The sequence below is a fragment of the Photobacterium sp. GB-72 genome (assembly GCF_003026095.1).
Taxonomy (GTDB): Bacteria; Pseudomonadota; Gammaproteobacteria; order Enterobacterales; family Vibrionaceae; genus Photobacterium.
In genome coordinates this window covers 37,604-61,333 of sequence record NZ_PYNV01000007.1, presented here as the reverse complement: position 1 = coordinate 61,333, position 23,730 = coordinate 37,604, and the positions used below count along the sequence as shown (strand labels likewise).

General features: G+C 41.8%; 19 protein-coding genes. 13 read left to right on the top strand and 6 right to left on the bottom strand.

Going from position 1 to position 23,730, the window contains the following annotated elements:
* Positions 1 to 29 precede the first annotated feature (29 nt).
* Positions 30 to 2,063, bottom strand: a complete 2,034-nt coding sequence (locus C9J40_RS09965; protein ID WP_199187067.1) for an EAL domain-containing protein — start codon at positions 2,061 to 2,063, stop codon at positions 30 to 32.
* Between the two features lie 227 nt (positions 2,064 to 2,290).
* Here C9J40_RS09965 and C9J40_RS09960 point away from each other — a divergent pair, with 227 nt between their 5' ends.
* The 5 genes from C9J40_RS09960 (at position 2,291) to rimI (ending at position 5,606) form a co-directional block, all read left to right on the top strand.
* A complete protein-coding gene (locus C9J40_RS09960; RefSeq protein WP_107207290.1) occupies positions 2,291 to 2,812 on the top strand; it encodes an SCP2 domain-containing protein in 522 nt (173 codons plus the stop codon).
* Positions 2,802 to 3,305, top strand: a complete 504-nt coding sequence (locus C9J40_RS09955; RefSeq protein WP_107207291.1) for a GNAT family N-acetyltransferase — start codon at positions 2,802 to 2,804, stop codon at positions 3,303 to 3,305. The genes C9J40_RS09960 and C9J40_RS09955 overlap by 11 nt, the downstream gene beginning before the upstream one ends.
* Positions 3,306 to 3,492: 187 nt before the next feature.
* Complete coding sequence (locus C9J40_RS09950; protein WP_107207292.1) at positions 3,493 to 4,590, top strand: glycerol dehydrogenase; 1,098 nt, start codon at positions 3,493 to 3,495, stop codon at positions 4,588 to 4,590.
* 169 nt (positions 4,591 to 4,759) lie between these two features.
* Positions 4,760 to 5,161 carry a DNA polymerase III subunit psi gene (locus C9J40_RS09945; protein WP_107207293.1) on the top strand — a complete coding sequence of 134 codons (402 nt, stop codon included), beginning with the start codon at positions 4,760 to 4,762 and terminating at the stop codon, positions 5,159 to 5,161.
* The gene (gene rimI, locus C9J40_RS09940; protein ID WP_107207294.1) at positions 5,151 to 5,606 is read left to right on the top strand and encodes a ribosomal protein S18-alanine N-acetyltransferase; all 456 of its coding nucleotides are present in this window, start codon (positions 5,151 to 5,153) and stop codon (positions 5,604 to 5,606) included. Before C9J40_RS09945 ends, rimI begins: the two co-directional genes overlap by 11 nt.
* Positions 5,607 to 5,680: 74 nt before the next feature.
* Here rimI and prfC read toward each other — a convergent pair whose 3' ends face one another.
* Entirely contained in the window at positions 5,681 to 7,270 is a 1,590-nt protein-coding gene (gene prfC, locus C9J40_RS09935; RefSeq protein WP_107207295.1) for a peptide chain release factor 3, read from the bottom strand.
* Positions 7,271 to 7,486: 216 nt separating this feature from the next.
* On the opposite strand from prfC, the gene C9J40_RS09930 reads away from it, so the two are divergent.
* From C9J40_RS09930 to deoD, 6 genes are all read left to right on the top strand, one after another.
* On the top strand, positions 7,487 to 8,269 hold the full coding sequence (locus C9J40_RS09930) for a TatD family hydrolase (protein ID WP_107246725.1): 783 nt from the start codon (positions 7,487 to 7,489) through the stop codon (positions 8,267 to 8,269).
* 221 nt (positions 8,270 to 8,490) lie between these two features.
* On the top strand, positions 8,491 to 9,780 hold the full coding sequence (locus tag C9J40_RS09925; RefSeq protein ID WP_107207297.1) for a NupC/NupG family nucleoside CNT transporter: 1,290 nt from the start codon (positions 8,491 to 8,493) through the stop codon (positions 9,778 to 9,780).
* A 588-nt stretch (positions 9,781 to 10,368) separates the two neighbouring features.
* Positions 10,369 to 11,145: a deoxyribose-phosphate aldolase gene (deoC, locus tag C9J40_RS09920; RefSeq protein ID WP_107207298.1), complete on the top strand. Its 777-nt coding sequence runs from the start codon at positions 10,369 to 10,371 to the stop codon at positions 11,143 to 11,145.
* Positions 11,146 to 11,356: 211 nt separating this feature from the next.
* Entirely contained in the window at positions 11,357 to 12,688 is a 1,332-nt protein-coding gene (gene deoA / locus C9J40_RS09915) for a thymidine phosphorylase (RefSeq protein ID WP_107246723.1), read from the top strand.
* A 10-nt stretch (positions 12,689 to 12,698) separates the two neighbouring features.
* The gene (locus C9J40_RS09910) at positions 12,699 to 13,919 is read left to right on the top strand and encodes a phosphopentomutase (RefSeq protein WP_107246722.1); all 1,221 of its coding nucleotides are present in this window, start codon (positions 12,699 to 12,701) and stop codon (positions 13,917 to 13,919) included.
* A 172-nt stretch (positions 13,920 to 14,091) separates the two neighbouring features.
* Positions 14,092 to 14,814, top strand: a complete 723-nt coding sequence (deoD, locus tag C9J40_RS09905; RefSeq protein WP_107207301.1) for a purine-nucleoside phosphorylase — start codon at positions 14,092 to 14,094, stop codon at positions 14,812 to 14,814.
* Positions 14,815 to 14,905: 91 nt separating this feature from the next.
* On the opposite strand, the gene C9J40_RS09900 is transcribed toward deoD, so the two are convergent.
* Positions 14,906 to 15,520 carry a YtjB family periplasmic protein gene (locus C9J40_RS09900; protein WP_105059554.1) on the bottom strand — a complete coding sequence of 205 codons (615 nt, stop codon included), beginning with the start codon at positions 15,518 to 15,520 and terminating at the stop codon, positions 14,906 to 14,908.
* A gap of 333 nt (positions 15,521 to 15,853) precedes the next feature.
* Here C9J40_RS09900 and serB point away from each other — a divergent pair, with 333 nt between their 5' ends.
* Positions 15,854 to 16,819, top strand: coding sequence for a phosphoserine phosphatase (gene serB / locus C9J40_RS09895; protein ID WP_107207303.1), 966 nt, complete (start codon positions 15,854 to 15,856; stop codon positions 16,817 to 16,819).
* A 90-nt stretch (positions 16,820 to 16,909) separates the two neighbouring features.
* On the opposite strand, the gene C9J40_RS09890 is transcribed toward serB, so the two are convergent.
* A complete protein-coding gene (locus C9J40_RS09890; protein WP_107246720.1) occupies positions 16,910 to 19,261 on the bottom strand; it encodes a PilZ domain-containing protein in 2,352 nt (783 codons plus the stop codon).
* A 147-nt stretch (positions 19,262 to 19,408) separates the two neighbouring features.
* On the opposite strand from C9J40_RS09890, the gene radA reads away from it, so the two are divergent.
* Positions 19,409 to 20,803 carry a DNA repair protein RadA gene (gene radA, locus C9J40_RS09885; protein WP_005369493.1) on the top strand — a complete coding sequence of 465 codons (1,395 nt, stop codon included), beginning with the start codon at positions 19,409 to 19,411 and terminating at the stop codon, positions 20,801 to 20,803.
* Positions 20,804 to 20,869: 66 nt separating this feature from the next.
* Here radA and C9J40_RS09880 read toward each other — a convergent pair whose 3' ends face one another.
* Together C9J40_RS09880 and ettA are read right to left on the bottom strand one after the other, a co-directional pair.
* Positions 20,870 to 21,853 carry a M23 family metallopeptidase gene (locus tag C9J40_RS09880; RefSeq protein WP_107246719.1) on the bottom strand — a complete coding sequence of 328 codons (984 nt, stop codon included), beginning with the start codon at positions 21,851 to 21,853 and terminating at the stop codon, positions 20,870 to 20,872.
* Positions 21,854 to 22,036: 183 nt separating this feature from the next.
* Positions 22,037 to 23,704, bottom strand: a complete 1,668-nt coding sequence (gene ettA / locus C9J40_RS09875; RefSeq protein WP_107246717.1) for an energy-dependent translational throttle protein EttA — start codon at positions 23,702 to 23,704, stop codon at positions 22,037 to 22,039.
* Between the last annotated feature and the right edge of the window lie 26 nt (positions 23,705 to 23,730).

Genomic DNA, 23,730 nt, shown 5'->3' with positions numbered 1-23,730 from the left:
TTGCTCCTTTTTTTTGTGGTGTTTTTGACTCATTTGTTTTGCAGTAAAATGGCTTCTAATTCATGCTTTGGCATGGGACGATAGAAGTGGAAACCTTGGATATAATCACAATTTAAATTAGATAGCAGTGTGGCTTGTTGACGGGTTTCAATCCCTTCGGCGACCACACTCATTTTTAGTGATTTACCTAAGTTGATGATGTTTTCAATTAAGGTTACCTGTTTAGGAATGGTGTCGATATCTTGAATAAACGCGCGATCCACTTTAAGTTCATCTAACGGAAAACGCGCAAGATATGAGAGTGACGAATACCCAGTACCAAAGTCATCAATCGACAGTGCAAAGCCAAGTTGCTTAATGGCATTGAGCATTTGGATGGTATGTTCACCATCACTCATTACCGCACTTTCTGTCAGCTCAAAGGTAATATCGGCAGGGTTGACATCTGTTGATAAACGTAATTTATCAACAAAGTTTATTAAGCCTGAATTACCAAACTGTTGCGGCGATAAGTTAATCGCGACTCGTCCTGTTAGCAATTTACGTTTTTTCCACAGGCTGACGGTGGTGAAGACCTCACGCATGACTGCGCAGCCGAGTTGTTCAATTAAGCCAGAGCTTTCTGCGACCGGAATAAATTGGGCAGGGCTAATATAGCCTTCGACAGGGTGTTTCCAACGTACTAACGCTTCTGCGCCGTCAATCGCAAAGTCACGGGCATTAACTTTTGGTTGATACCAAACTTCGAGGCCATTATTTTGCAGCGCTTTTTGTAGCTCTATTTCCAGCCATAAACGCATTCGTGCTTCTTTGCTCATCGCATCATTGAATTCAACTAAGCGATTTCGACCTCGATGTTTTGCTTCATACATGGCGGTATCGGCATTTTGTAGCATCATGCGTGCATCATTACCATGCCCCGGGGAGGTGACCATTCCAATTGAGCAGGCTAAGTGCTTTCTAAAGTGACGCAGCTCAAACGGTTGATTAACCAGCGCTATGATTTGCTCTGAGATAATCTCGCCAGTGCGTTCATGCTCAGGGTTTGGTAATAGGATCGCAAACTCATCACCGCTTAAATAGCCCAAAATTGCGGTTTCAGGTAGTAATCGACGTAAGCGTTGTGCAATTTCTTGCAGCACTTTATCGCCAATGTGGTGACCGAGTGAATCATTGATATTTTTAAAGTTATCAATATCAATATAGAGCATCACGACAGGCGTTTCTGCTTTCATCAGTTGGTCTAATTGACGAGTAAAGCCGTGACGATTGAGCAAACCAGTTAATGGATCCATTTGTACTAGTTGTTCAATTTGTCCTTGTTGGCGCTTATTGTCTTTTTCTTGAATGGTTTCGAGTTTCACCAGTAACGCTTCAGTCCCCATTTGTTTCACAGGAGAGATGGTCAGCTTTAAAGGCTTAGTCTGTTCGTTATGAATAATCGGGAAGTAGGTGATAGTTTCTTTATTGTCATTATTTTTTAAGCGATGACTGGTGCAAGGTTGTTTCTGATTATCGTGTAGTAGTTGATCCAGTGGGCGACCAAGTAGTTCTTTTTTTGAATGACAACCAAGTTGGATCGCGGCTTGTTCATTCGCATTAATAATAATGTTATTTTCAACTAAACAAATGCCTTCAGTGATCAAGTTATTCAATTGTGTTAACTGGTGTTCTGTCTCTTCTAATGAATGGATCAGGATCTGGCGTTCAGAGGTATCAATGGAATGTAGAATAATATGTTGTACGGTGCCGTTGCTATCTAATAATGGAGCAAGACTAAAGTGTAAACTTGATTCATGTCGGCTATCGTTAAGCACGACTTCTGCCTCAATACTTTCGCCATTAAATGCACGTTCATAGTAAGGTTTAAGGGAGTGATAATAATGTTGACCGAAGACATTGGTGTCGTTATTGCCGAGTAATTCTTCTCGCTCAAGACCACTAACTTCACTAAAGCGATTATTTACCGAGTGATAGTTATGTTGGCGATCAAGGATGGCAAAAAAGAAGGGGCTATTATCCGTCAGCAAAGGAAACCAATAATCTAGTTGCTCTGTTGGCATGTCGTCACCATTCTCCATGATTTGTGCGGATATGTGCATTGCTGAATAGTAGGCAATCGTATTTTCATTTATCTATGTACTCTAACTCGAATATGTACAACATAGCGAAAATTATTATCAACTTTGCTGAAACAGAAGCATTTTTTTTGACTCAAGGCATAAAACGAAATAGCGTTCTTGCCATACAATCGAAGACTAAGTGCGATTTTAAACAGGAATAAATCATAGTGATTGCTCAACTTCGAAAACAACTCGTTCAACATGGTCCTTCATTACTGCGTGTACCGGCCAAACTGACACCTTTTTCGCTTCAGAAAAAAGTGATGTTGGATGGCTTAGCTATGGTTTTCAAAGAGGCACTAGAGGATGGTGATTTTGAGTTTTTAGAAGATCGTTGGCTTAAAGTTGAAGTGCGTGATTTAGGCTTACAGTGGTTTATAAGTTACGAAAATGAAAAGTTAGTTGTAGCGGAATCTTGTGAACAAGAAGATGTGAGTTTCAGTGGTGAGTGTAATGATTTAGTACTTATTGCTGCACGGAAAGAAGATCCTGATACACTGTTCTTCCAACGTCGTCTTCGAATTGAAGGGGATACTGAGTTAGGGCTAGAAGTTAAAAACTTGATGGATAGTATCGATCTTGATTCTTTACCTGCTCCTGTGAAATTTATTTTGCAGCAATCTGCCGATTTCATTCATCAAGGTATGCATGATCGCAGTGCTGCCCAAGAGGCCTTAAATGCTCATTAGATCCGAAGCTCCCGCTGATATCTTAACGATTGATACGCTATTAAAAGCCGTATTTCCCACTGATGCTGAAGCTAAACTTGTTATGGCGTTACGCGAAAATGGAAATCGAACCCTATCGCTGGTGGCGTGTAATGATGAAGGTGAAGTGGTGGGTTATGCCTTTTTTAGCCCTGTAACGGTTGATGGTGTTGACACCAATTGGCAAGGCCTAGCGCCTTTAGCGGTTCGTGATGATTACCAAAATCAGGGAATTGGTTTGACGTTGCTTGAAGAAGCAAAAAGTGTACTCGCTGATTTTGATTATCCCGTTATAGTGGCGGTGGGAAATTCTGAATATTATGAAAAAGCGGGTTTTACAAAAGCCGTTGATCATCAACTTACTGCTACTTTGCCTGATACAGAAAATACGTTTATGGTTTATGAAGTTTTTCCTGAATCCGTTGCACAATATCAAGGTAAAGTTGAATACTGTAACGAATTCAACGCACAATAAATACATCGTACGTATTTATTGATTAATGCTTTAATGTCTGACAATGAAAGCACAGCGATACTACGCTGTGCTTTTTATATTGAAAAATCATTAGTATTGAGAAGTAAGATATCTAATTTCTACATATAGCTAATTACTACATCGTGATAGTTTGTTATTTATATAAATATAATTAGGACTGTCACCGATGATCCCTCGCAGCATCACATCGCCAAAAAAATTCATTATTGGTCAAGATTTACTTTCTCAACTTGATGTTTTTATAAAAGACTTTGGCAATAATGCCTTATTGATTTGTGATGATTTCATTTTAGATCGTGTTCAACAAGAAGCGTTGCCTTGTTTAGAACTCGCGGGGATCAAGGCATATTGCGAGAAATTTCAGTATGAATGTACTGATAATGAAATTGAACGTTTACGTAAGATAGCCACAACACAAAATGCCAATGTTGTTGTTGGTATTGGTGGTGGTAAAACCATGGATGTGGCGAAAGCCGTTGCGCATTATAGCAATGCATCAGTGGTGATCTTCCCAACAATAGCCTCAAGTGATGCACCTTGTACCGCGGTGTCTGTTATTTATAAAGATAGTGGTGAATTTGATCGTTATTTGTTATTGCCGCAAAACCCTGATGTGGTATTAGCAGATACTCGTATTATTGCTCAAGCGCCGGAAAAATATTTTGCCGCGGGTATTGGTGATGCGATAGCAACCTTTTTTGAAACGCGTGCTTGTTGTTACGCTGCTGGACTTAATCTAGTACAAAAACGTGTGTCACGTACCGGACTCGGTATGGCTCTTATGTGTTATGAGTTGATTGTCGATAACGTTGAAATGGCGATGGAAGCTGTACGCCGTCAGGAAGTTACACCGGCCTTAGAAGAAATGGTAGAAGCCATTGTGTATTTAAGCGGTGTGGCGGCAGAATCAGGCGGCATTGCGTGTGCACATGCGATTTGTAATGGCATGTCATCACTTGAGAAGTTTAATTATATTCAACATGGTGAAAAAGTAGCATTTGGTCTATTAGTACAATTAGTACTAGAGGAAGCCGATATTGAAGAAATAGAGAATGTAATTTACGTGATAAAAATGGCAGGGTTACCACTGACATTGGCTGATTTTGGTATTAATGAATGGGTTGAAGATGATTGGCGTCAGATTGTTGATCTTGCCTGTTCACCAAGCGGCTCAATGAGTAATATGCCTGTTGCTGTGAGTGCGGAGCAAGTGTACCAAGCGGTGATTGCAGCCAATGAATTAGCACAACGTTATCACGACTAAGTTGATTTTATGTGAGAGAAATACCGGCCTAGAGCCGGTATTTTTTATCTCTGTTTTGAGTAAGCTTTATGAGTACAACCGATACGTAATTTGGTAGGATCTGCGCTCATTGCTCCTCATAGCGTGCTCAAGACATGCTGTGATTGATAGAAAAGATAGCAGGTGTGGAATGAAACAACGTGATATTCAGGTTCTACAAGAAATGGGACTCACTTATTGGCAGGTTAGAAAGCCTGAAATATTTCCCAATCAAGAGATCCCTGTTATCGATCTACCTGAACATTGCAAGTTACTACTGATAACCAATGATGAGCTTAATGAGCATGATGCTTGGCTCTTCGGACGGATCCTGAGCAGTATGAAACTAACGCCAGAACAAGCATTATGTTTACCTCTTGAAGCCGTTGAACAAGTCGGTGAGCATTATTTAACATGGTGTTGGTTTGCTGGTTGCCAAGGGGCTCACCCGACAGGCTGTCAGGTATTAAATTCCGTATCTTTACACTTAATGCATAATGATCCTTCATCGAAGAAAGCATTATGGCAACAGATCTGTAGTTATGACGTATAAAATTATTCCATTAGACACCCAGCATGTTGATGATGTTTGGCGTATTGAACAAGCGGCTCATGCTTTTCCATGGGCAGAGTCGATGATCCGTAAAGAGCCAAATCGTATTGCAGCAAACTATGTGTTAGTCGTTGATGATCAGGTAGTAGGTTACTGCTTTGGTCAATTAGTCGCGGGTGAAGGAACACTGTTAAATATTGCTATTGATCCTGCTCATCAACGAAAGGGATATGGCAAAGTGTTACTCAATGGTTTTATTGATGCGTTAGAAGCCAAGCAAGCGGAAGAGATTTGGTTAGAAGTCCGTGAGAGCAATACTGGTGCGTATAAACTTTATGAAGCAACTGGCTTTAATGAAACTAACCGCCGTATTGATTACTACCCAACGGAAAATGGGCGTGAAGATGCCTTGATCATGGCGTATATGTTTATGCCTTTTGGTTAGGCCAATAATCAGTGAGTAAGTGATATAAAAAAGCCGAGCGTGATGCTCGGCTTTGTTCTATCTAGCTGAGGTGATTAGTGCTCACGAGTTGCACGGAAATCAACTTCAGGGAAACGCTCTTTTGCAAGGTTTAAGTTAACCATTGTTGGGGCGATATAAGAGAGATTATCGCCACCATCTAGAGCAAGGTTAGATTGGTTCTTACGCTTAAACTCTTCGAGTTTTTTCACGTCATTACACTCAACCCAACGCGCAGTTGCTACATTAACGCCTTCATAGATTGCTTCAACGTTATATTCCGCTTTAAGACGGGCAACAACCACATCAAACTGAAGTACACCAACCGCACCAACGATCAAATCGTTGTTTTGCAGTGGGCGGAATACCTGTACCGCACCTTCTTCTGAAAGCTGTACCAGACCTTTTAATAGCTGCTTTTGCTTAAGTGGATCTTTAAGACGAATACGACGGAATAATTCTGGTGCGAAGTTAGGAATACCTGCGAACTTCAGGCTTTCACCTTGAGTAAAGGTATCACCAATTTGAATCGTACCGTGGTTATGTAGGCCGATAATATCACCAGCATAAGCCGTTTCTGCGCGAGAACGATCACCTGCCATAAATGTTACCGCATCAGAAATACTTACATTTTTGCCAGTACGAACATGGTTCATCTTCATACCTTGGGTGTAAGTACCCGATACAATACGCATAAAGGCAATACGGTCACGGTGTTTAGGATCCATGTTTGCTTGGATCTTAAATACGAAGCCAGAAAACTTCTCTTCTGTTGCTTCAACTTCACGCTCATTCGCTTGGCGAGAAAGTGGTGCAGGTGCCCATGCCGTTAAGCCATCAAGCATGTGATCAACACCAAAGTTACCCAGTGCGGTACCGAAAAATACTGGTGTTAGTTCACCAGCTAAAAATAGCTCTTCATCAAATTCATTTGATGCGCCCATTACAAGTTCTAGCTCTTCACGAAGTTGTTCCGCAAGCTCTGTACCAACAGCTTCATCAAGATCAGAATTTTCTAATCCTTTAATGATGCGTTGCTCTTGAATTGTGTGGCCTTGACCTGTGCTGTATAAGATCGTTTCATCACGGTGGATATGGTAAACACCTTTGAATTCTTTACCACAACCGATAGGCCATGAAATAGGGGCACAAGCCATACCTAATTCATTTTCTACTTCATCAAGAAGCTCCATTGGATCACGAATATCACGGTCCAATTTGTTCATGAAAGTAACAATCGGTGTATCACGTAGACGCGTCACTTCCATTAGCTTACGAGTACGATCCTCGACACCTTTTGCCGCATCGATAACCATTAAACATGAGTCAACAGCGGTTAGGGTACGGTAAGTATCTTCAGAGAAGTCTTCGTGTCCTGGAGTATCAAGAAGGTTTACTAGGCACTCGTTATATGGGAACTGCATTACAGATGTAGTTACCGAGATACCACGTTCTTTTTCCATCTCCATCCAGTCTGATTTGGCGTGTTGGTTTGAACCACGGCCTTTTACTGTACCGGCTTTTTGGATAGCGTTTCCGAATAACAGTACTTTTTCAGTAATGGTGGTCTTACCCGCATCGGGGTGAGAGATGATAGCGAAAGTACGACGTTTTGATACTTCGCCCTGAAACTGAGTTTGCGACATTAGCGTGTTCTTTTTTAATAAAAGTACTCCGTTGCTGCCGTATTACATCAAGCAAAGCAACAGAACAGAATGAATGGAGTGAGTTACTGCTTATTGTCGCTGATTTTAGCGCGAGACTCAATCTAGGTGTATAAGAATCATTAAGGGTAGTTAGAAATAATATTAAGATTATATTGAATCATCACTATTTACGTATTAGTTACTACAGGAATATTTATGATAGATACCCACTGCCATTTTGATTTCCCCCCCTTTAATGATGACCCAAAGCGAGCATTGGCATTGGCGCAAGAGGGAGGGGTGAACCAGATAGTGATCCCAACGGTAGGGCAATCGAATTGGGCTAAAGTACAGCTGTTATGTCAGCGCTATCCCGCACTTTATTACGGTTTAGGTATTCATCCTTTCTTTAGTGCTGAGCATACGAGTGATGTTTGTCAGCGTTTACATTTTGAGTTGAAGGAAGCACTTCAACAACCATATTCAAAATGTGTTGCCGTAGGTGAATGTGGACTAGATTTTGCCATTGAAACCCTTGATAGAGAATTACAACAAACATGGTTACAAGCACAATTACAGTTAGCGAATATCTATCGACTGCCAATTATTTTGCATTGCCGCAAAGCCTTTCCTGAATTAGTGCGAGCCATAAGAGCAGATACGCCATCTCAAGGTGGGGTCTATCATGGGTTTAGTGGCAGTTATCAGCAAGCGGTTCAATTAATAGATCTAGGCTTAAAAATTGGTGTTGGCGGCACTATCACCTATGAGCGTGCGAAAAAAACGCGAGAGACTATCGCGAAATTACCTCTCTCTGAGATTGTGTTAGAAACCGATGCGCCAGATATGCCCGTCTGTGGTTTCCAAAGTCAGCCGAACAGACCGGAAAAAATCGCTTATGTAATGAATACTGTTGCGTCTCTTAAAGGGATAAGTATCGAGTCTGTCACTGAAGCGACAACCTTAACGGCACATGAACTTTTCAAAATCCCATCGTGATCTTGGTGCAAAAGGTAAACGATTGCGTAAAACGTTTGCGTTTCATGGGTGAATTTTTTGTGATGGTGTTCACGTATCGATTAACTCTTTCATGATTGTGGCATCAAAATTGTGAACTTAGCATTACTTTGTCCGCGCATCGATGGGTATAATGCGCCCGACTCTTAATAGAGCCGAATTGTCGAGACGCCAAACTTAACTTAATAGGATATACATAAACCATGAGCATGTTTATGAGCCTGGTTGGGATGGTTGTACTGCTACTTATAGCGGTACTACTATCAGACAACCGTAAAGCAATTAATCTACGTACTGTTGGAGGCGCGTTCGCTATCCAATTTTTATTAGGTGCATTCGTTCTTTATGTACCAGTTGGTCGTGATGTGCTATATGGCATGTCTCAGGCAGTTGCTAATGTTATTGCTTATGGTAATGACGGTATCAATTTCCTATTTGGCGGTCTAACATCGGACAAAATGTTTGAAGTGTTCGGTGGTGGCGGCTTCGTATTCGCACTACGCGTTCTTCCTGTTATTGTTTTCTTTTCCGCGTTGATCAGTGTTCTTTACTACCTAGGTGTGATGCAAATTGTTATCAACATCCTTGGTGGTGGTCTACGTAAAGTATTGGGTACTTCTCACGCTGAATCTATGTCAGCGACAGCAAACATTTTTGTTGGTCAAACAGAAGCGCCACTAGTTGTTCGTCCATTCATTCCTAAAATGACTCAGTCTGAGCTATTTGCAGTAATGTGTGGTGGTTTGGCGTCAGTTGCTGGTGGTGTACTTGCAGGTTACGCATCAATGGGTGTTCCTCTAGAGTACCTAATTGCAGCATCATTCATGGCAGCCCCTGGTGGTTTATTGTTTGCTAAAATCATCAAGCCAGAAACAGAGCAGCCTGTAGAGCAGATTGCCGGTGTCGACGAAGAAGGCGTTGAAAAACCAGCTAACGTTATTGACGCAGCAGCGGCAGGTGCATCATCAGGTATGCAGCTTGCGCTAAACGTAGGTGCGATGCTACTAGCATTCATCGGTCTAATCGCACTAATCAACGGTATGCTAGGTGGCATTGGTGGTTGGTTTGGTATGCCTCAGCTGACACTAGAACTTATCCTAGGTTACATTTTCGCACCACTTGCGTACCTAATTGGTGTGCCATGGGGTGAAGCACAAGTGGCGGGTTCATTCATTGGTCAGAAGATTGTTGTTAACGAATTCGTGGCTTACTTAAACTTTGCACCGTACTTAAAAGACGTGGCAGATGGCGGTATGGTTGTAGCACAAACAGGTGTTGCAATGACTGAGAAGACGAAAGCTATCATCTCATTCGCACTATGTGGTTTCGCAAACCTATCATCGGTTGCAATCCTACTTGGTGGTCTAGGTGGCCTTGCTCCAAGTCGCCGTGCAGAGATTGCTCGCTTTGGTATGAAGGCAGTAGCAGCAGGTACATTATCTAACCTAATGTCTGCAACGATTGCTGGTCTGTTTATCTCTTTAGCAATGTAATTGCAGAGATAACTGAATAAAGAAGAACGCCTCAATGAAAATTGGGGCGTTTTTTTATGCCTGATACTTTTGGTTATCAACAGAAAAAGTAAACATTATGGCTATTGTTCTAAATTAACTTCATAAAATCGATTGCGTTCCCTTTTCTTATATTCCACTCTGCTATTCTTATGCTAAAGATTATAAGTGTGTTGAGACAGGTAGTATCAGGCTCAGCAGTAAATAGTGACGTCAGAAGTGCTCATTAACTGTTTCTGATTCTCTATTTTAGTAAACACATTATCCACTGGTGGAAACATAAGTTTGATAGGCTTAAGACGGCGGTCTTGCTATTATTGAGCCTAACAAATACAGCGATTTGTAAGAGCGGGCGAGTTGTTCGGCTCTTGCGCGGGAATAGGGATAAGTCATTTGGTAAGTATTCACTTACTAAAACTTCAAGGAATCAAGTCCGCTCATTTGTTGCAGTAGTTCTTACTGCATTCGGTAGCCTAATGAATAATCATTAGCGCTTTACCTTCGTTTATACTGATATTTAGAGCCTTATAGCTAAGCGCTTTAAATGTAATATTACGACTGGAGATAGTCATGAGCGATTTAAAAACTGCTGCACTACGTGCACTTAAATTAATGGATTTAACAACACTGAATGACGACGACACTGACGCAAAAGTGATCGAGCTTTGTAAGAATGCAAAAACAGTGGTTGGTAATACTGCAGCAGTGTGTATTTACCCTCGCTTTATCCCAGTAGCGAAAAAGCAACTACGTGAGCAAGGTACGCCAGATGTACGTATTGCAACGGTAACGAACTTCCCACATGGTAATGATGATATCGAGATTGCTGTTGCAGAAACCAAAGCGGCAGTGGCTTACGGTGCTGACGAAGTAGACGTAGTATTCCCATACCGCGCACTTATGGCGGGTAATGCAGAGGTTGGCTTTGAACTTGTGAAGCAATGTAAAGCGGCATGTGGTGATAACGTACTGCTTAAAGTCATTATCGAAACGGGTGAGCTAAAAACTGAAGCGCTAATTAAGCAAGCATCTGAAATCTCAATTAAAGCTGGTGCTGATTTTATTAAAACCTCAACCGGTAAAGTGCCTGTTAATGCAACACCAGAATACGCACAAATCATGCTTAACGTGATCAAAGATATGGGCGTTGCTAAAACTGTTGGCTTTAAGCCTGCTGGTGGTGTTCGTACTGCTGAAGATGCACAGCAATACTTAGCAATGGCTGATGATATTCTTGGTGCAGAGTGGGCTGATAGCCGTCACTACCGTTTTGGTGCATCGAGCTTACTTGCTAATTTGTTACACACACTAGGTGAAGGTGAAGAAGCGGCGCAAGGCGGCTACTAATCCTTTGTAAACAAGGTGGTGATGTGCCACCTTGTTTTAACTCTTTGTCGGCATTATAAATGCCGTACTAATTCTTGAATTGGCTTTTTCCAGCACTGCATTTTCGCGGTTGTTGCCTTTTTTGCACCTAAAATTTAGAAATAAAGCAAAATAAAACACAATTTAAGCATTGGTAACCCTACTTCGCTGAATTAAAAGTAAGAGGAACAGCATGTACTTACCTCAAGAAATCATTCGTAAAAAGCGTGACAATATTGAATTAAGCGCCGATGAAATTAACTTTTTCATTCAAGGTGTAGCGAAAGACACCGTCTCTGAAGGCCAAATCGCCGCATTTGCAATGGCGATTTATTTTAATGATATGACGATGGATGAGCGCGTTGCCTTAACTTGTGCGATGCGTGATTCAGGCATGGTGATTGATTGGGGATACATGCACTTTGATGGTCCTATTGTTGATAAGCACTCAACTGGCGGTGTCGGTGATGTTACTTCACTGATGCTAGGTGCAATGGTGGCAGCATGTGGTGGTTATGTACCGATGATCTCTGGTCGTGGCTTAGGTCATACGGGGGGGACATTAGATAAGTTAGAAGCTATCCCTGGTTATAACATCACACCAACCAATGACGTTTTCGGTAAAGTAACCAAAGAAGCCGGTGTGGCAATTATTGGTCAGACCGGTGATTTAGCACCAGCGGATAAACGTGTGTACGCAACTCGTGATGTAACCGCGACGGTTGATAATATCTCACTTATTACCGCTTCTATTTTATCGAAGAAATTGGCGGCGGGCTTAGATTACCTCGTCATGGATGTGAAAGTAGGCTCTGGTGCTTTCATGCCAACTTACCAAGCCTCTGAAGAGCTTGCGAAATCAATTGTAGCAGTGGCAAATGGTGCGGGTACATGTACATCTGCATTGCTAACCGACATGAACCAAGTATTAGCATCAAGCGCGGGTAACGCAGTTGAAGTGCGTGAAGCGGTCCAGTTTCTAACTGGTGAATACCGTAACTCTCGTTTGTTTGAAGTCACCATGGCACTGTGTGCTGAAATGTTAGTGATCAGTAAATTAGCAGCTGATACCCAACAAGCGCGTGTAAAACTACAGGCCGTATTAGACAACGGTCAAGCCGCTGAGCGGTTTGGTAAAATGGTAGCAGGCTTAGGTGGCCCTACTGATTTTATCGAGAATTATGACAACTATTTAGAGAAAACTGAGATTGTAAAACCAGTATTTGCTGAAACAACAGGTTTTGCTCATGCTATGGATACGCGTGGCTTAGGTATGGCGGTTGTTGGTATGGGCGGTGGTCGTCGTGTTGCTAGCGATAATATTGACTATGCGGTTGGTTTTAGCGACATGATCCGTTTAGGTGATGAAGTTTACGCTGATACCCCTCTTGCAATGGTACATGCTCGTACTGAAGCGCAATGGGAAGAAGCAGCGAAAGCGATTCGCAGTAATATTACGGTGAATGAGAACAAACCTGAAGCGACACCTGAAGTTTACCGACGTATCACCAAACAAGATGTGTAATGGAGTAACGATGAAACGTTCAATTATTTTAGTGCTAGATTCTTTTGGTATTGGTGCCTCTGCAGACGCTGATAAATTTGGTGATGTAGGTGCAAATACCTTAGGCCATATAGCACAGGCGTGTGCGCGTGGCGAAGCCAATAATGGCGATCGTAACGGTCCATTACACTTACCTAATTTAACTAAACTTGGTTTAGCGAAAGCGTGTGAAGAATCATGCGGTAGCTTCCCTGAAGGCATGGATCCAAATTCCGAGATCACTGGTGCTTATGGCCATGCGCAAGAACTTTCTTCTGGTAAGGACACACCGTCTGGTCACTGGGAAATTGCCGGTGTACCCGTATTGTTTGAATGGGGTTACTTTAGCGATAAAGAAAACAGTTTTCCTAAAGAACTGACCGATCGTATTCTTGCTCGTGCAGGTTTAGATAGTTTCTTAGGTAACTGCCATGCATCAGGTACACAAGTGCTTGATGATTTGGGTGAAGAGCACATGAAGACAGGGATGCCTATCTTCTATACGTCTGCTGACTCAGTATTCCAAATTGCGTGTCATGAAGAAACATTCGGTTTAGAGCGTTTATTAGAGCTTTGCCAAATTGCGCGTGAAGAGCTAGAAGATTACAACATTGGTCGTGTTATCGCGCGTCCATTTATCGGTGCGGGTAAAGGTCAATTTGAGCGTACAGGGAATCGCCGTGACTTGTCGCTTGAGCCGCCAGCAGCAACGATCTTGCAAAAGCTTGTTGATGAAAAACAAGGTGAAGTGGTATCGATTGGTAAAATTTCTGATATCTATGCCGGCTGTGGTATTTCAAGCAAAGTAAAAGCGACAGGTATTCCTGCTTTATTTGATGCAACACTTGAACAAATGAAACAAGCGGGTGACAACACTATTATATTTACCAACTTTGTTGATTTTGATTCAGCCTACGGTCACCGTCGTAATGTTGCGGGTTATGCGGCTGCGCTTGAGTATTTCGATCGCCGTCTTCCTGAGATTTTAGCGTTACTTCAAGGTGACGATGTACTGATCATTACCGCCGATCATGGTTGTGATCCAACATGGCCGGGCACAGATCATACTCGTGAACACATTCCTGTACTTGTTTCAGGACCTAAGATTAAGCCGGGCTCATTAGGTTTACGTGAAAGCTTTGCTGATATTGGTCAGAGCCTAGCTGAGTACTTCGGTACAACAGATATGGAATACGGTAAGTCGTTTCTATAACTAAAATTTAAAATAAGGGTAAATCTTATTTGCCCTTATTTATTCTTTAAAAGACATGATTGTTTAGCATTTTCCACTTTATAATGTCGGACAATCACAGCATGTTTAGCTAAACGTTAGTGATTAATTTTCAACACTGACAGCTAACTAAAATTAGGAAAAGGATACAACTATGGCTACTCCACATATTAATGCTGAAATGGGTGATTTTGCAGATGTCGTTTTAATGCCGGGCGATCCGCTACGTGCTAAATACATCGCTGAAACTTTCCTAGATGATGCAAAAGAAGTATGTAACGTACGTAGTATGTTAGGCTTCACGGGCACATACAAAGGTCGCACGATCTCAGTTATGGGCCATGGTATGGGTATTCCATCATGTTCTATCTACGCAACAGAATTAATTAAAGATTTTGGTGTGAAGAAAATCATTCGTGTGGGTAGTTGTGGTGCTGTACGTGATGACGTTAAGTTACGTGATGTTGTTATCGGTATGGGCGCATCAACAGATTCTAAAGTAAACCGTATTCGTTTTGGCGGTCATGACTTTGCAGCGATTGCTGATTTCGGCATGGTACAAAATGCGGTAGATGCAGCAAAAGCGAAAGGTATCCCAGTTAAAGTGGGTAATATCTTCTCTGCTGATCTGTTCTACAATCCTGATTTTGAATTCTTCAAAACAATGGATAAGTACGGCATCGTTGGTGTTGAGATGGAAGCGGCTGGTATCTATGGTGTTGCAGCTGAGTTTGGTGCTAAAGCATTAACTATCTGTACTGTTTCTGATCACATCCTACGTGGCGAAGCAACAACATCGGAAGAGCGTCAATTGACATTCAACGAGATGATTGAAATCGCGTTAGATTCTGTGATCCTAGGTGATGCAGAAGCATAATCTTTACTGATTACGTACAAAAAAACGGAAACAGCTCGGCTGTTTCCGTTTTTTTTATCTTGTTAATTTGTCTGCGATTAACAAACCGTATTTAGTCTTTCGCGTTTGCCGTAAGAAAAAACGGAAAGTGCCAAATATCCTTTCTGCGACCGAAGGTAAAAGCAAGCAACAATCCAATCATTAATGAAGCCAATGTTAAGCCTCGAATAATACGGGTCATATAATGAATTTGGTCTTTGGCATGAGCTAACAACTTATTGTGCTCAAGCGTAATACGAACAAAACCAATCACATGCTTATTAGCAAAAATAGGCTCAACAATTTGCTGGCGACCAATGCTGGCCATCGCAAGCGGTGTTGATAGCCCCGTTAGTTGTGTCAATGGCATTGAGTTATCGGTTTTCGCCAAGGTCACACCTTCAATATTGTAGATAGTAGCGTCTAGAATTAAAGGCTCATTGGATAAGTTATTCACCAATTTTTGCAGTTTATCTTGGTTATTATCCGTAATATCACTGGCTGCATTTTCTGCCGCTTGTCGTACTAACATGCGTGATAATGTTTGAGTTTGCTCACTTAGCATTTGGTAATTACGCTGGGTTAAGAGCGCGCCGTATTCCAGCATTCCAATTAATGCCAAACTACATAATAGGAGAACAGAAAGCCGTCCTAGATGTTGCCAGCGTTTCTTTTTCCACTTTATCATCGAGTTAACCTTTGCTGTGTTCTGGTGGTATTTTACACGATAATGGAGTGGTTAAGAATATCCCCGTTTATTTGATTTATTCTTAATAAAAACAATTGGTTAAATATGTCCACTGATTTTTAGTCATAAATAATTACTCTTTTTATTGTATTTATTTAAGATAAGTAAGTGAAAATTAACTATGTTTTATTACAGTTTAGTAACATTTTTGGGTTGCTCTTCACTATCAGTATCGGTAGTTTGTAAAGAAGTAGCGACAAGTTGCACCATTATTATGATATTGCCATTTAAATCATCGTAATATAGCAATAAGTTACTTTTAGGATAAATAATATGGATATTGAGTACGTGCTGAAAATAAAAAAACACCCCACGCTGTATAAACGTTTCCCACAACTATTAACAGTAACCAATGGTGATAAACGCCAAGCGCAATGGTTATTTTATGGGAAAAATATTAGCCATTATGATGTTGAATTATTAAATAGTGCGGTACACGGTGATCTTCAATTGCTGGCTGGCTGGAAAGTGGGATCTTATGATGTTTTCACGATCGCGAATGATCTTACTGAGCAAGCAGAGCAAACACTGGCTGAATTACAATTAGATTACTTCCAACTTTCCGATCTTCCTGAGTTAGCGGAGCCTGGCTTAGTTGTTTTCGATATGGACTCTACCGCGATTCAAATTGAATGTATTGATGAAATCGCTAAGTTAGCCGGCGTCGGAGAGCAAGTCGCTGAAGTAACAGAGCGCGCGATGCAAGGTGAACTCGATTTTGAGCAGAGTTTACGTCAACGTGTTGGTACACTCGAAGGTGCCGATGAAGCGATATTGGCTCAAGTAAAAGAAAACTTACCCTTTATGCCTGAGATGCGTGAAGTAGTGGCAACATTGCATGCCTATGGGTGGAAAGTCGCGATTGCATCTGGTGGCTTTACTTATTTCTCTGATTATTTACAGCAAGAGTTAGACTTAGTTGGGGCGTTCTCAAATCAATTAGAAATCGTTGATGGTAAATTAACGGGGAATGTTCTTGGTGATGTGGTGGATGCGCAAGCAAAAGCGAATATCTTGCAAAGTCTTGCTGAGCAATATGATATCGAACCACACAATACGGTCGCTGTAGGTGATGGAGCAAATGATCTGGTGATGATGAAAGCGGCAGGTTTAGGGATTGCTTATCACGCGAAACCGAAAGTTGAACAACAAGCACCAGCCGTGATCCGCCACGCTGATCTCGGTGGTATTTTATGTATCTTATCAGCATCGCTCGTACCGCAACGACTAAGCTGGTAAGCCATTTAGAAATAGATAAAAAGCCGTTGATTGTCTCTATTTATTATAGAAACGATCAACGGCTTTTTTAATGGCTAAAGAAAAGCGTTATTAGCTGATCTCTAATCGAACTAACACTTCATCTGTTATATCAAAGATTTCGCCGCAACCGATCAAAGAAATAAATTCGGCTTCTAAAGCTCGTGCTCGATGGAGAGTTAAACGCGCTAATTCACTCAGTTTTTCACCAATTAATGCTGTTAAAGGATTAAAAATAGGTAAGGCGGTGACACGAATAGCGATAAAGCTACCGCTTTTTCGTGCAAATGAGATAAAGCGAATACGCTCTTCGACGCTTTCAAACTCATAGCTAGCTTTAACTGCTATCTTTTTTACCTTGCCATCAATTTGCTCAAAAGCGATATAGAGTTCATGAACATAAGGTTCACGTATATTCTCGATAGGGCGCATAGGATAAGCTAACATTTCATTTACTCGACGCTTAAACAGTAAGCCAAGTTCAAAATGTTTTTGCTCGCCCAGCTGATAAAAAATATCAGCGAGTGGCGACAGTGGAAAGTTTGATCCAACAGCTTTGACTTTTATTTTGTGATCTATCTTTTCGGCAAAATAAGGAATGCTATTTAAGCGGGTTAATAGCATTTGGTGCATAGCAAGTAACATAGCAGGCGAGGGAAGTTGCTCCTCACAAAGTGCGAATCTTTCTTCATTATTTTGAATAAGTTTACGTAAAAACTTTTCACCGACGCGTGATTCTTGACTATCTCGTATCGTAAGTTGGATATTTTTTCCGTTAGGGCTAGTCCGAATCACTTGATAGGGCATACGGGTTAAGATGTCGAGTTTAGCCAAGCGCTGTAGTTGCTCAAATTTAATCGTAACGTGATCATCTTTTTTACAGCGAAATGGCGTATCAAGATTAATATTGAGTCCACGGCTCGAAAAGTCGATAGAGTGGCCATGGCTAATTAATTGCCCTTGTTGATATAACGAGATCGTTGTTTTATAGCTAAAACGAGATTCACTGCGTTGAGGTTTTGGATCAAAATGGATCGCTTCAGCCAAACAAACCGGATTTTTAGGATGTCTAAATGGGTTGATCGCTTGGCTGGATAACGTTGATTTCTGCGTTAAATGATAATCTGATTGGGTATTTTTATGGGTGATATCTTGCAGAACCCCAACATGGGTGAGATCTTGGAATTTCTCAATCATTTCAGGGGCAACATCATTGAGCTTCTCAAGCTCTTGTTGACGTAAAGGGGAAACCGTCAACCGCATCACTCGCCAACTATCACGGTGCGAGCCTAATTGCCAAAAAATACGGCGTTGTTCTTGGTCCATTTCAGGTAAAGCGGCAGAATAAAAATAACGGTGGCCTTGATGATCGTGATGGAAGCAATAAATTAAGGTGCTAGATTGCTTTAGCCCTTTATGTCCAAGTGAAGCAATACGCTGCTCTGATAATAATTGATTGATCACGGGCTGATTACGTTCATCGTGCCAGTATTGCCATAAATAACGGTTGTGATCGGTCAGTAAAGCGTATTTAAGCTCAGTATCAGAGAAAAAGAGAGGCAGCCCGACGGTATGTTTAAGAAAGCAATGTTCATAGCCTTGGGTACGCGCCTGAATAATTTTATCTTCATGATTATTTCGATGGCGGAGTATGCCTTTATTTTGACTAGCGATGATCAGTTTTTTTAACGCTTCATTTTCACTTAGCGCAATGAGACGTAGCCATTTAAAGCTAGCGTCTTCAGGGTTATCATCAATGCCTAATACCCGATAGCGATGAGGTTGCTCCAAAAGAGGCTCATTGTGTATTTCTGCCAATTGTGGGAAGTAAGCATCAATAGTCTGTCCTAACCGATAGCTAAAGGCCGAAGGGACTTTAAATTTCGCTCCTGATGACGAAAGATCCGTTGTCATTCCCCAGATCTGTTGATTAAAAGGAATGCTGATAGTTACGGGGGTGCTAATTTGCAGTCGGTTTTCTTCTCGATGGAGATAATGACCAAAACGGATCAAATTAGCGGTAAATAACTCTGTGGTTACTTTTTTCTCCGTCGATGTTGCACGCTCACCTTGTTGATGTAATTCTCTAAAATTATTATGCGTATTCACCAAGGCCTCATAGAGACCAACGCAATATTGATTATTGAAGACCTTACTACGGCGGTGAAGAATATTAATAGCAACATCATCAAGCCAATGGGTTTGACCATTAAAAGTATAAGAGCGGCATTGACCTTTTACACGACCACGTAAATCAATGATTTTTTTGCACGGGGCCATTAACCGATTAATTTCCATTTTGATACGGAGTTTGATCGGCCCTGATTCATTACTGGTTAAACTATCAAAAACTTGGTGGAAATCTTCACTTCCATAAGCAGGTAGTAGTTGCTCTATGAGTGCTTTGTAATCGTCCAACTGCATTTTATTTTCTGTTAAAAGATTCACTGATAGTATTATCTGCTAATGGTGATAAAAGTTTAATGTAAAGTAACAAAAATTCACATTTAAGTTGAGGTTTACATTGAATAATATTGGTTTATTCGATGGATTAGACATTTAGGGTAAAGAATGGCAAAAGCAGCAAAACGAGCATATGTTTGTAGTGATTGTGGGATGGACTTTGCTCGTTGGCAAGGTCAGTGCTCTGGATGTAAATCGTGGAATACGATCACTGAATTTACGATCCCTAACACCAAGTCTGGCTTAACCAGTAGCTCGGCACGTTCAAGTATTGGCGGCTATGCGGGTGTTGTGGGGGGCGGTTCTAAAAAACTCAATGAAGTTGAAACCGTTGAAGCTGAAAAAATGCTAACGGGCATTGGCGAGCTTGATCGTGTGTTATGCGGTGGTTTAACGACGGGATCTGTGAATATTATTTCTGGTGATCCAGGGGCGGGTAAAACAACGCTATTGTCAGATCTGGTTTCTCGGATGTCACAGCTGATGCCATCACTTTACTGTACAGCAGAAGAATCTCTGTCGCAGTTTAAGAACCGTGTAAACCGACTTAAGTTAAATTGCAATGAAGATAATTTATATCTGATGGCGGAAACCAGTGTTGAAGCGATCATCGCAGAGCTTGAAGTGAAGCAAATCAAGTTTGCGGTGATTGACTCCATTCAGGCGGTATCAACAGAGCTTGCCAATGGTAGCCCGGGTTCGCCATCGCAAGTAAAGGCGGCAGCGCAAGCATTAACGCAGTACTGTAAACAAAATAATGTGACGATGTTTTTGATCGCACATGTGAATAAAAACAATGAAATTGCCGGTCCTCAGACCCTTGTTCACATTGTCGATTCTCTGCTGCACATTGATACCAATGATGGGCAGGTACGTACATTGCGTGCCAATAAAAACCGTTTTGGTGATGTTGATACGGTTGGTATTTTCCGTATGACAGAGCGCGGTATGCTCAGTGTTGATAATCCAAGTGAGATCTTTTTATCTGGCTCAACAACAGAATCTTCAGGCTCTGCCATTACCTGTATTCGAAAAGGTAACCGTAACCTATTGTTAGAGATCCAGTGTTTAACCACTGAAACTGAAGGTGAGTTTCCACAGCGTGTTTGTGTGGGGTTGAATATGAACCGGATAAAGATGCTAACGGGGATCTTACGTAAACATGCGAAGACCAAGATTTATCACGATACTTTTTTCAATATTGTTGGCGGCTTGAAAATTGACGAGTCGGAAACCTGTATTGATTTAGCGCTGGTGGCGGCGTTGTTAAGTAGTCTGAATGAATTTGTGGTGCCGCGTACTACGTGCATTATGGGAGAGCTCAGTCTTAACGGTGATGTGCGCCCAATTGATAGCGGTGTACCTCGGGTAAAAGAAGCAGCGCAGCATGGTTTTACCGAAATTTTTATCCCTTACCGTAATTACCATAAATCGATGGAAGGCTTAGGGGCGAAGATCACGCCTGTCAAAACCATTCATGAGCTGTTAGATCTGATCAATTAATGAAATGCGAGAGGTGTTTCTTTTGAATAAAGAACCGTGCCTCTCGTTTTTCGTTATCGCTCACCGTTAAGGTGTGTTGGTTTGTTTGGGATTTGATTTCGGCTGATTAACGGTTTGAAATGTTGCTTCATGATTTTTAGAAGCAAGCTGTATCTGCATCTCAACCATACTACCCACCGTGTCGAGTAAGGATGCCCATTGTACATTGGGTTCTTTTTTAAAGATCGTGTCGAAGTTTTTAATATCCCAATTGACGAAGGGACGTGGATTTAACGGTTTTCCTAAAAAGTGGATCTCATAATGGAGATGAGGGCCTGTGGAAAGACCTGAATTTCCTGTCCAGCCAATCAATTCCCCTTTATTCACAAATTGTCCTGCTTTGACATTAAATTTGCTCATATGGGAGTAAGTCGATACAAATCCCATGGCGTGATTTAAGATCAGTTGATTACCATAACCATGTTTGCTGCTCTTCGCTTTTTCTATTACCGCATCGGCTGGGGCATAAATAGGCGTCCCGCTTTTTGCCGCAAAGTCTAAACCATCATGCCTTTTTCGTTGTTTAGTTATAGGGTGCACACGGGTACCAAACCCTGATGTTAATTGTACATTTGGAGTGGGTTCACCATTAGGAATAAGCTGAAACAGGGTAGCTTTTACTGCCGAATTGATCGCAGCGGTATTAACGCGTTTTTGAAGATCAAGATCTTTATTTTTTTCACCTAATCCCAGCACACTCTCCATATCATCAATACGTTGATTAAGTATTGTTAAGGCTTGTTTTTTTTGCTCTATTGTCGCGTTCAACGTTTTATTTAATGCGGTTTCTTCAGATAATGATGCACTGAGCTCTAAGGCTTGTTTTTGTAGTTTAGAGACTTGCTGGTGGGAGCTTTGGGCTGAGGTATAAAGCTCAAATATGGCATGTGTACTGTAGGTAAGCGCGCCACAAAGCAGAAATAGGGCCCCATAACGAAAACTATTAATCAGTAATGCTTTTTTATTACTTTTATGTAGTTGGGTAGCAAGCGATTTTATATTAAACATCATGAAAGAAGACACATTGAGCAATTTCTGAAGCTAGAGTCTATGTGCTTAGATTAATTATTGCTAGTTACCAGTCTCTCATTTGTGTAATAGCCTTGCAGTTTAATGGTCTTATCTCCCTTGTTTTATTAATAAACAAAAAGAGCGACCGAAGCCGCTCTTTTTCATTTATCACGAGTGAATTGCTTATTTAGCAATACGCTTGTACTTGATACGGTGTGGTTCTGTCGCATCTGAGCCTAGCGTTTTCTTCAGCCAATCAGCGTATTCAGTGAAGTTACCTTCAAAGAAGTTCACCTGACCTTCGTCACGGTAGTCTAGGATGTGTGTTGCGATACGGTCTAGGAACCAACGGTCGTGCGAGATCACCATTGCACAGCCTGGGAACTCTAGTAGCGCTTCTTCTAGTGCACGTAGCGTTTCAACGTCAAGGTCGTTGGTTGGCTCATCGAGGAGTAATACGTTACCCCCTGCTTTAAGTAGTTTCGCAAGGTGAACACGGTTACGCTCACCACCAGATAGATCACCAATGCGTTTTTGTTGGTCACTACCTTTGAAGTTAAAGCGAGACACGTATGCACGCGCAGGGATTTCAAAGCTGTTGATCTTGATGATATCAGCGCCTTCAGAAATCTCTTGGTAAACCGTGTTGTTGTCGTTCATGCTATCGCGGAACTGCTCAACCGATGCCAGTTTCACAGTATCACCTAGCTCAATAGTACCTGAATCAGGTTGCTCTGTACCACTTAGCATCTTAAATAGGGTCGATTTACCCGCACCGTTGGCACCGATGATACCAACGATAGCACCCTTAGGCATGCTGAATGATAAGTCATCGATAAGTACGCGATCACCGAACGATTTGGTTAGGTTGTTCACTTCGATAACTTTGTCACCTAGACGCTCACCTGGTGGAATGAATAGCTCGTTAGTTTCATTACGCTTTTGGTGATCGTTGCTTTGTAGCTCTTCAAAGCGTGCCATACGTGCTTTCGATTTCGCTTGGCGACCTTTAGGGTTCTGACGTACCCACTCAAGTTCTTTCTCGATAGTCTTCTGTAACGCGCGCTCTTGAGATGCTTCTTGTTTTAGACGTGCATCTTTTTGCTCTAGCCATGAAGAGTAGTTACCTTGCCATGGAATACCTTCACCACGGTCAAGCTCTAAGATCCAGCCAGCAGCATTATCTAGGAAGTAACGGTCGTGCGTGATAGCCACAACAGTACCGCTGTAATCGACGAGGAAGTGCTCAAGCCATGCCACAGATTCAGCATCTAAGTGGTTGGTTGGTTCGTCAAGTAGGAGCATGTCAGGCTTATCAAGCAGTAGACGGCAGATAGCAACACGGCGACGCTCACCACCGGATAGGTTCTTAATCACAGCATCCCATTCTGGAAGACGAAGTGCATCTGCTGCACGCTCAAGTTGCATACCTAGGTTGTGACCATCTTTGGTCTCGATTAGTGCTTCAAGCTCGCCTTGCTCTTTAGCAAGTACATCAAAATCTGCATCAGGTTCTGCGTAAGCTGCGTATACTTGGTCAAGACGGATCAGTGCTTCTTTTACATCAGACACTGATTCTTCAACGATCTCACGTACCGTTTTACTTTCGTCTAGGATTGGTTCCTGTGGTAGGTAACCAATTTTTAGGCCTGCTTGTGGACGTGCTTCACCTTCGATATCAGTATCGATACCCGCCATGATACGTAGTAATGTTGATTTACCTGCACCGTTTAGACCGAGGACACCGATCTTAGCGCCAGGGAAAAAGCTCAGTGAAATATCTTTTAGAATTTGACGCTTAGGTGGGACGATTTTTCCCACTCGCGACATGGTATAGACGTAATCAGCCATATCCGTGTGTGATCTCTACTTAAAAA

Bases quoted from the DNA above. Each gene is read 5' to 3' on its own strand.
- C9J40_RS09965 (WP_199187067.1), bottom strand. From the start codon at position 2,063: ATGCCAACAGAGCAACTAGATTATTGGTTTCCTTTGCTGACGGATAAT.
- C9J40_RS09955 (WP_107207291.1), top strand. From the start codon at position 2,802: ATGCTCATTAGATCCGAAGCTCCCGCTGATATCTTAACGATTGATACG.
- C9J40_RS09950 (WP_107207292.1), top strand. From the start codon at position 3,493: ATGATCCCTCGCAGCATCACATCGCCAAAAAAATTCATTATTGGTCAA.
- C9J40_RS09945 (WP_107207293.1), top strand. From the start codon at position 4,760: ATGAAACAACGTGATATTCAGGTTCTACAAGAAATGGGACTCACTTAT.
- rimI (WP_107207294.1), top strand. From the start codon at position 5,151: ATGACGTATAAAATTATTCCATTAGACACCCAGCATGTTGATGATGTT.
- prfC (WP_107207295.1), bottom strand. From the start codon at position 7,270: ATGTCGCAAACTCAGTTTCAGGGCGAAGTATCAAAACGTCGTACTTTC.
- C9J40_RS09930 (WP_107246725.1), top strand. From the start codon at position 7,487: ATGATAGATACCCACTGCCATTTTGATTTCCCCCCCTTTAATGATGAC.
- C9J40_RS09925 (WP_107207297.1), top strand. From the start codon at position 8,491: ATGAGCATGTTTATGAGCCTGGTTGGGATGGTTGTACTGCTACTTATA.
- deoC (WP_107207298.1), top strand. From the start codon at position 10,369: ATGAGCGATTTAAAAACTGCTGCACTACGTGCACTTAAATTAATGGAT.
- deoA (WP_107246723.1), top strand. From the start codon at position 11,357: ATGTACTTACCTCAAGAAATCATTCGTAAAAAGCGTGACAATATTGAA.
- C9J40_RS09910 (WP_107246722.1), top strand. From the start codon at position 12,699: ATGAAACGTTCAATTATTTTAGTGCTAGATTCTTTTGGTATTGGTGCC.
- deoD (WP_107207301.1), top strand. From the start codon at position 14,092: ATGGCTACTCCACATATTAATGCTGAAATGGGTGATTTTGCAGATGTC.
- C9J40_RS09900 (WP_105059554.1), bottom strand. From the start codon at position 15,520: ATGATAAAGTGGAAAAAGAAACGCTGGCAACATCTAGGACGGCTTTCT.
- serB (WP_107207303.1), top strand. From the start codon at position 15,854: ATGGATATTGAGTACGTGCTGAAAATAAAAAAACACCCCACGCTGTAT.
- C9J40_RS09890 (WP_107246720.1), bottom strand. From the start codon at position 19,261: ATGCAGTTGGACGATTACAAAGCACTCATAGAGCAACTACTACCTGCT.
- radA (WP_005369493.1), top strand. From the start codon at position 19,409: ATGGCAAAAGCAGCAAAACGAGCATATGTTTGTAGTGATTGTGGGATG.
- C9J40_RS09880 (WP_107246719.1), bottom strand. From the start codon at position 21,853: ATGATGTTTAATATAAAATCGCTTGCTACCCAACTACATAAAAGTAAT.
- ettA (WP_107246717.1), bottom strand. From the start codon at position 23,704: ATGGCTGATTACGTCTATACCATGTCGCGAGTGGGAAAAATCGTCCCA.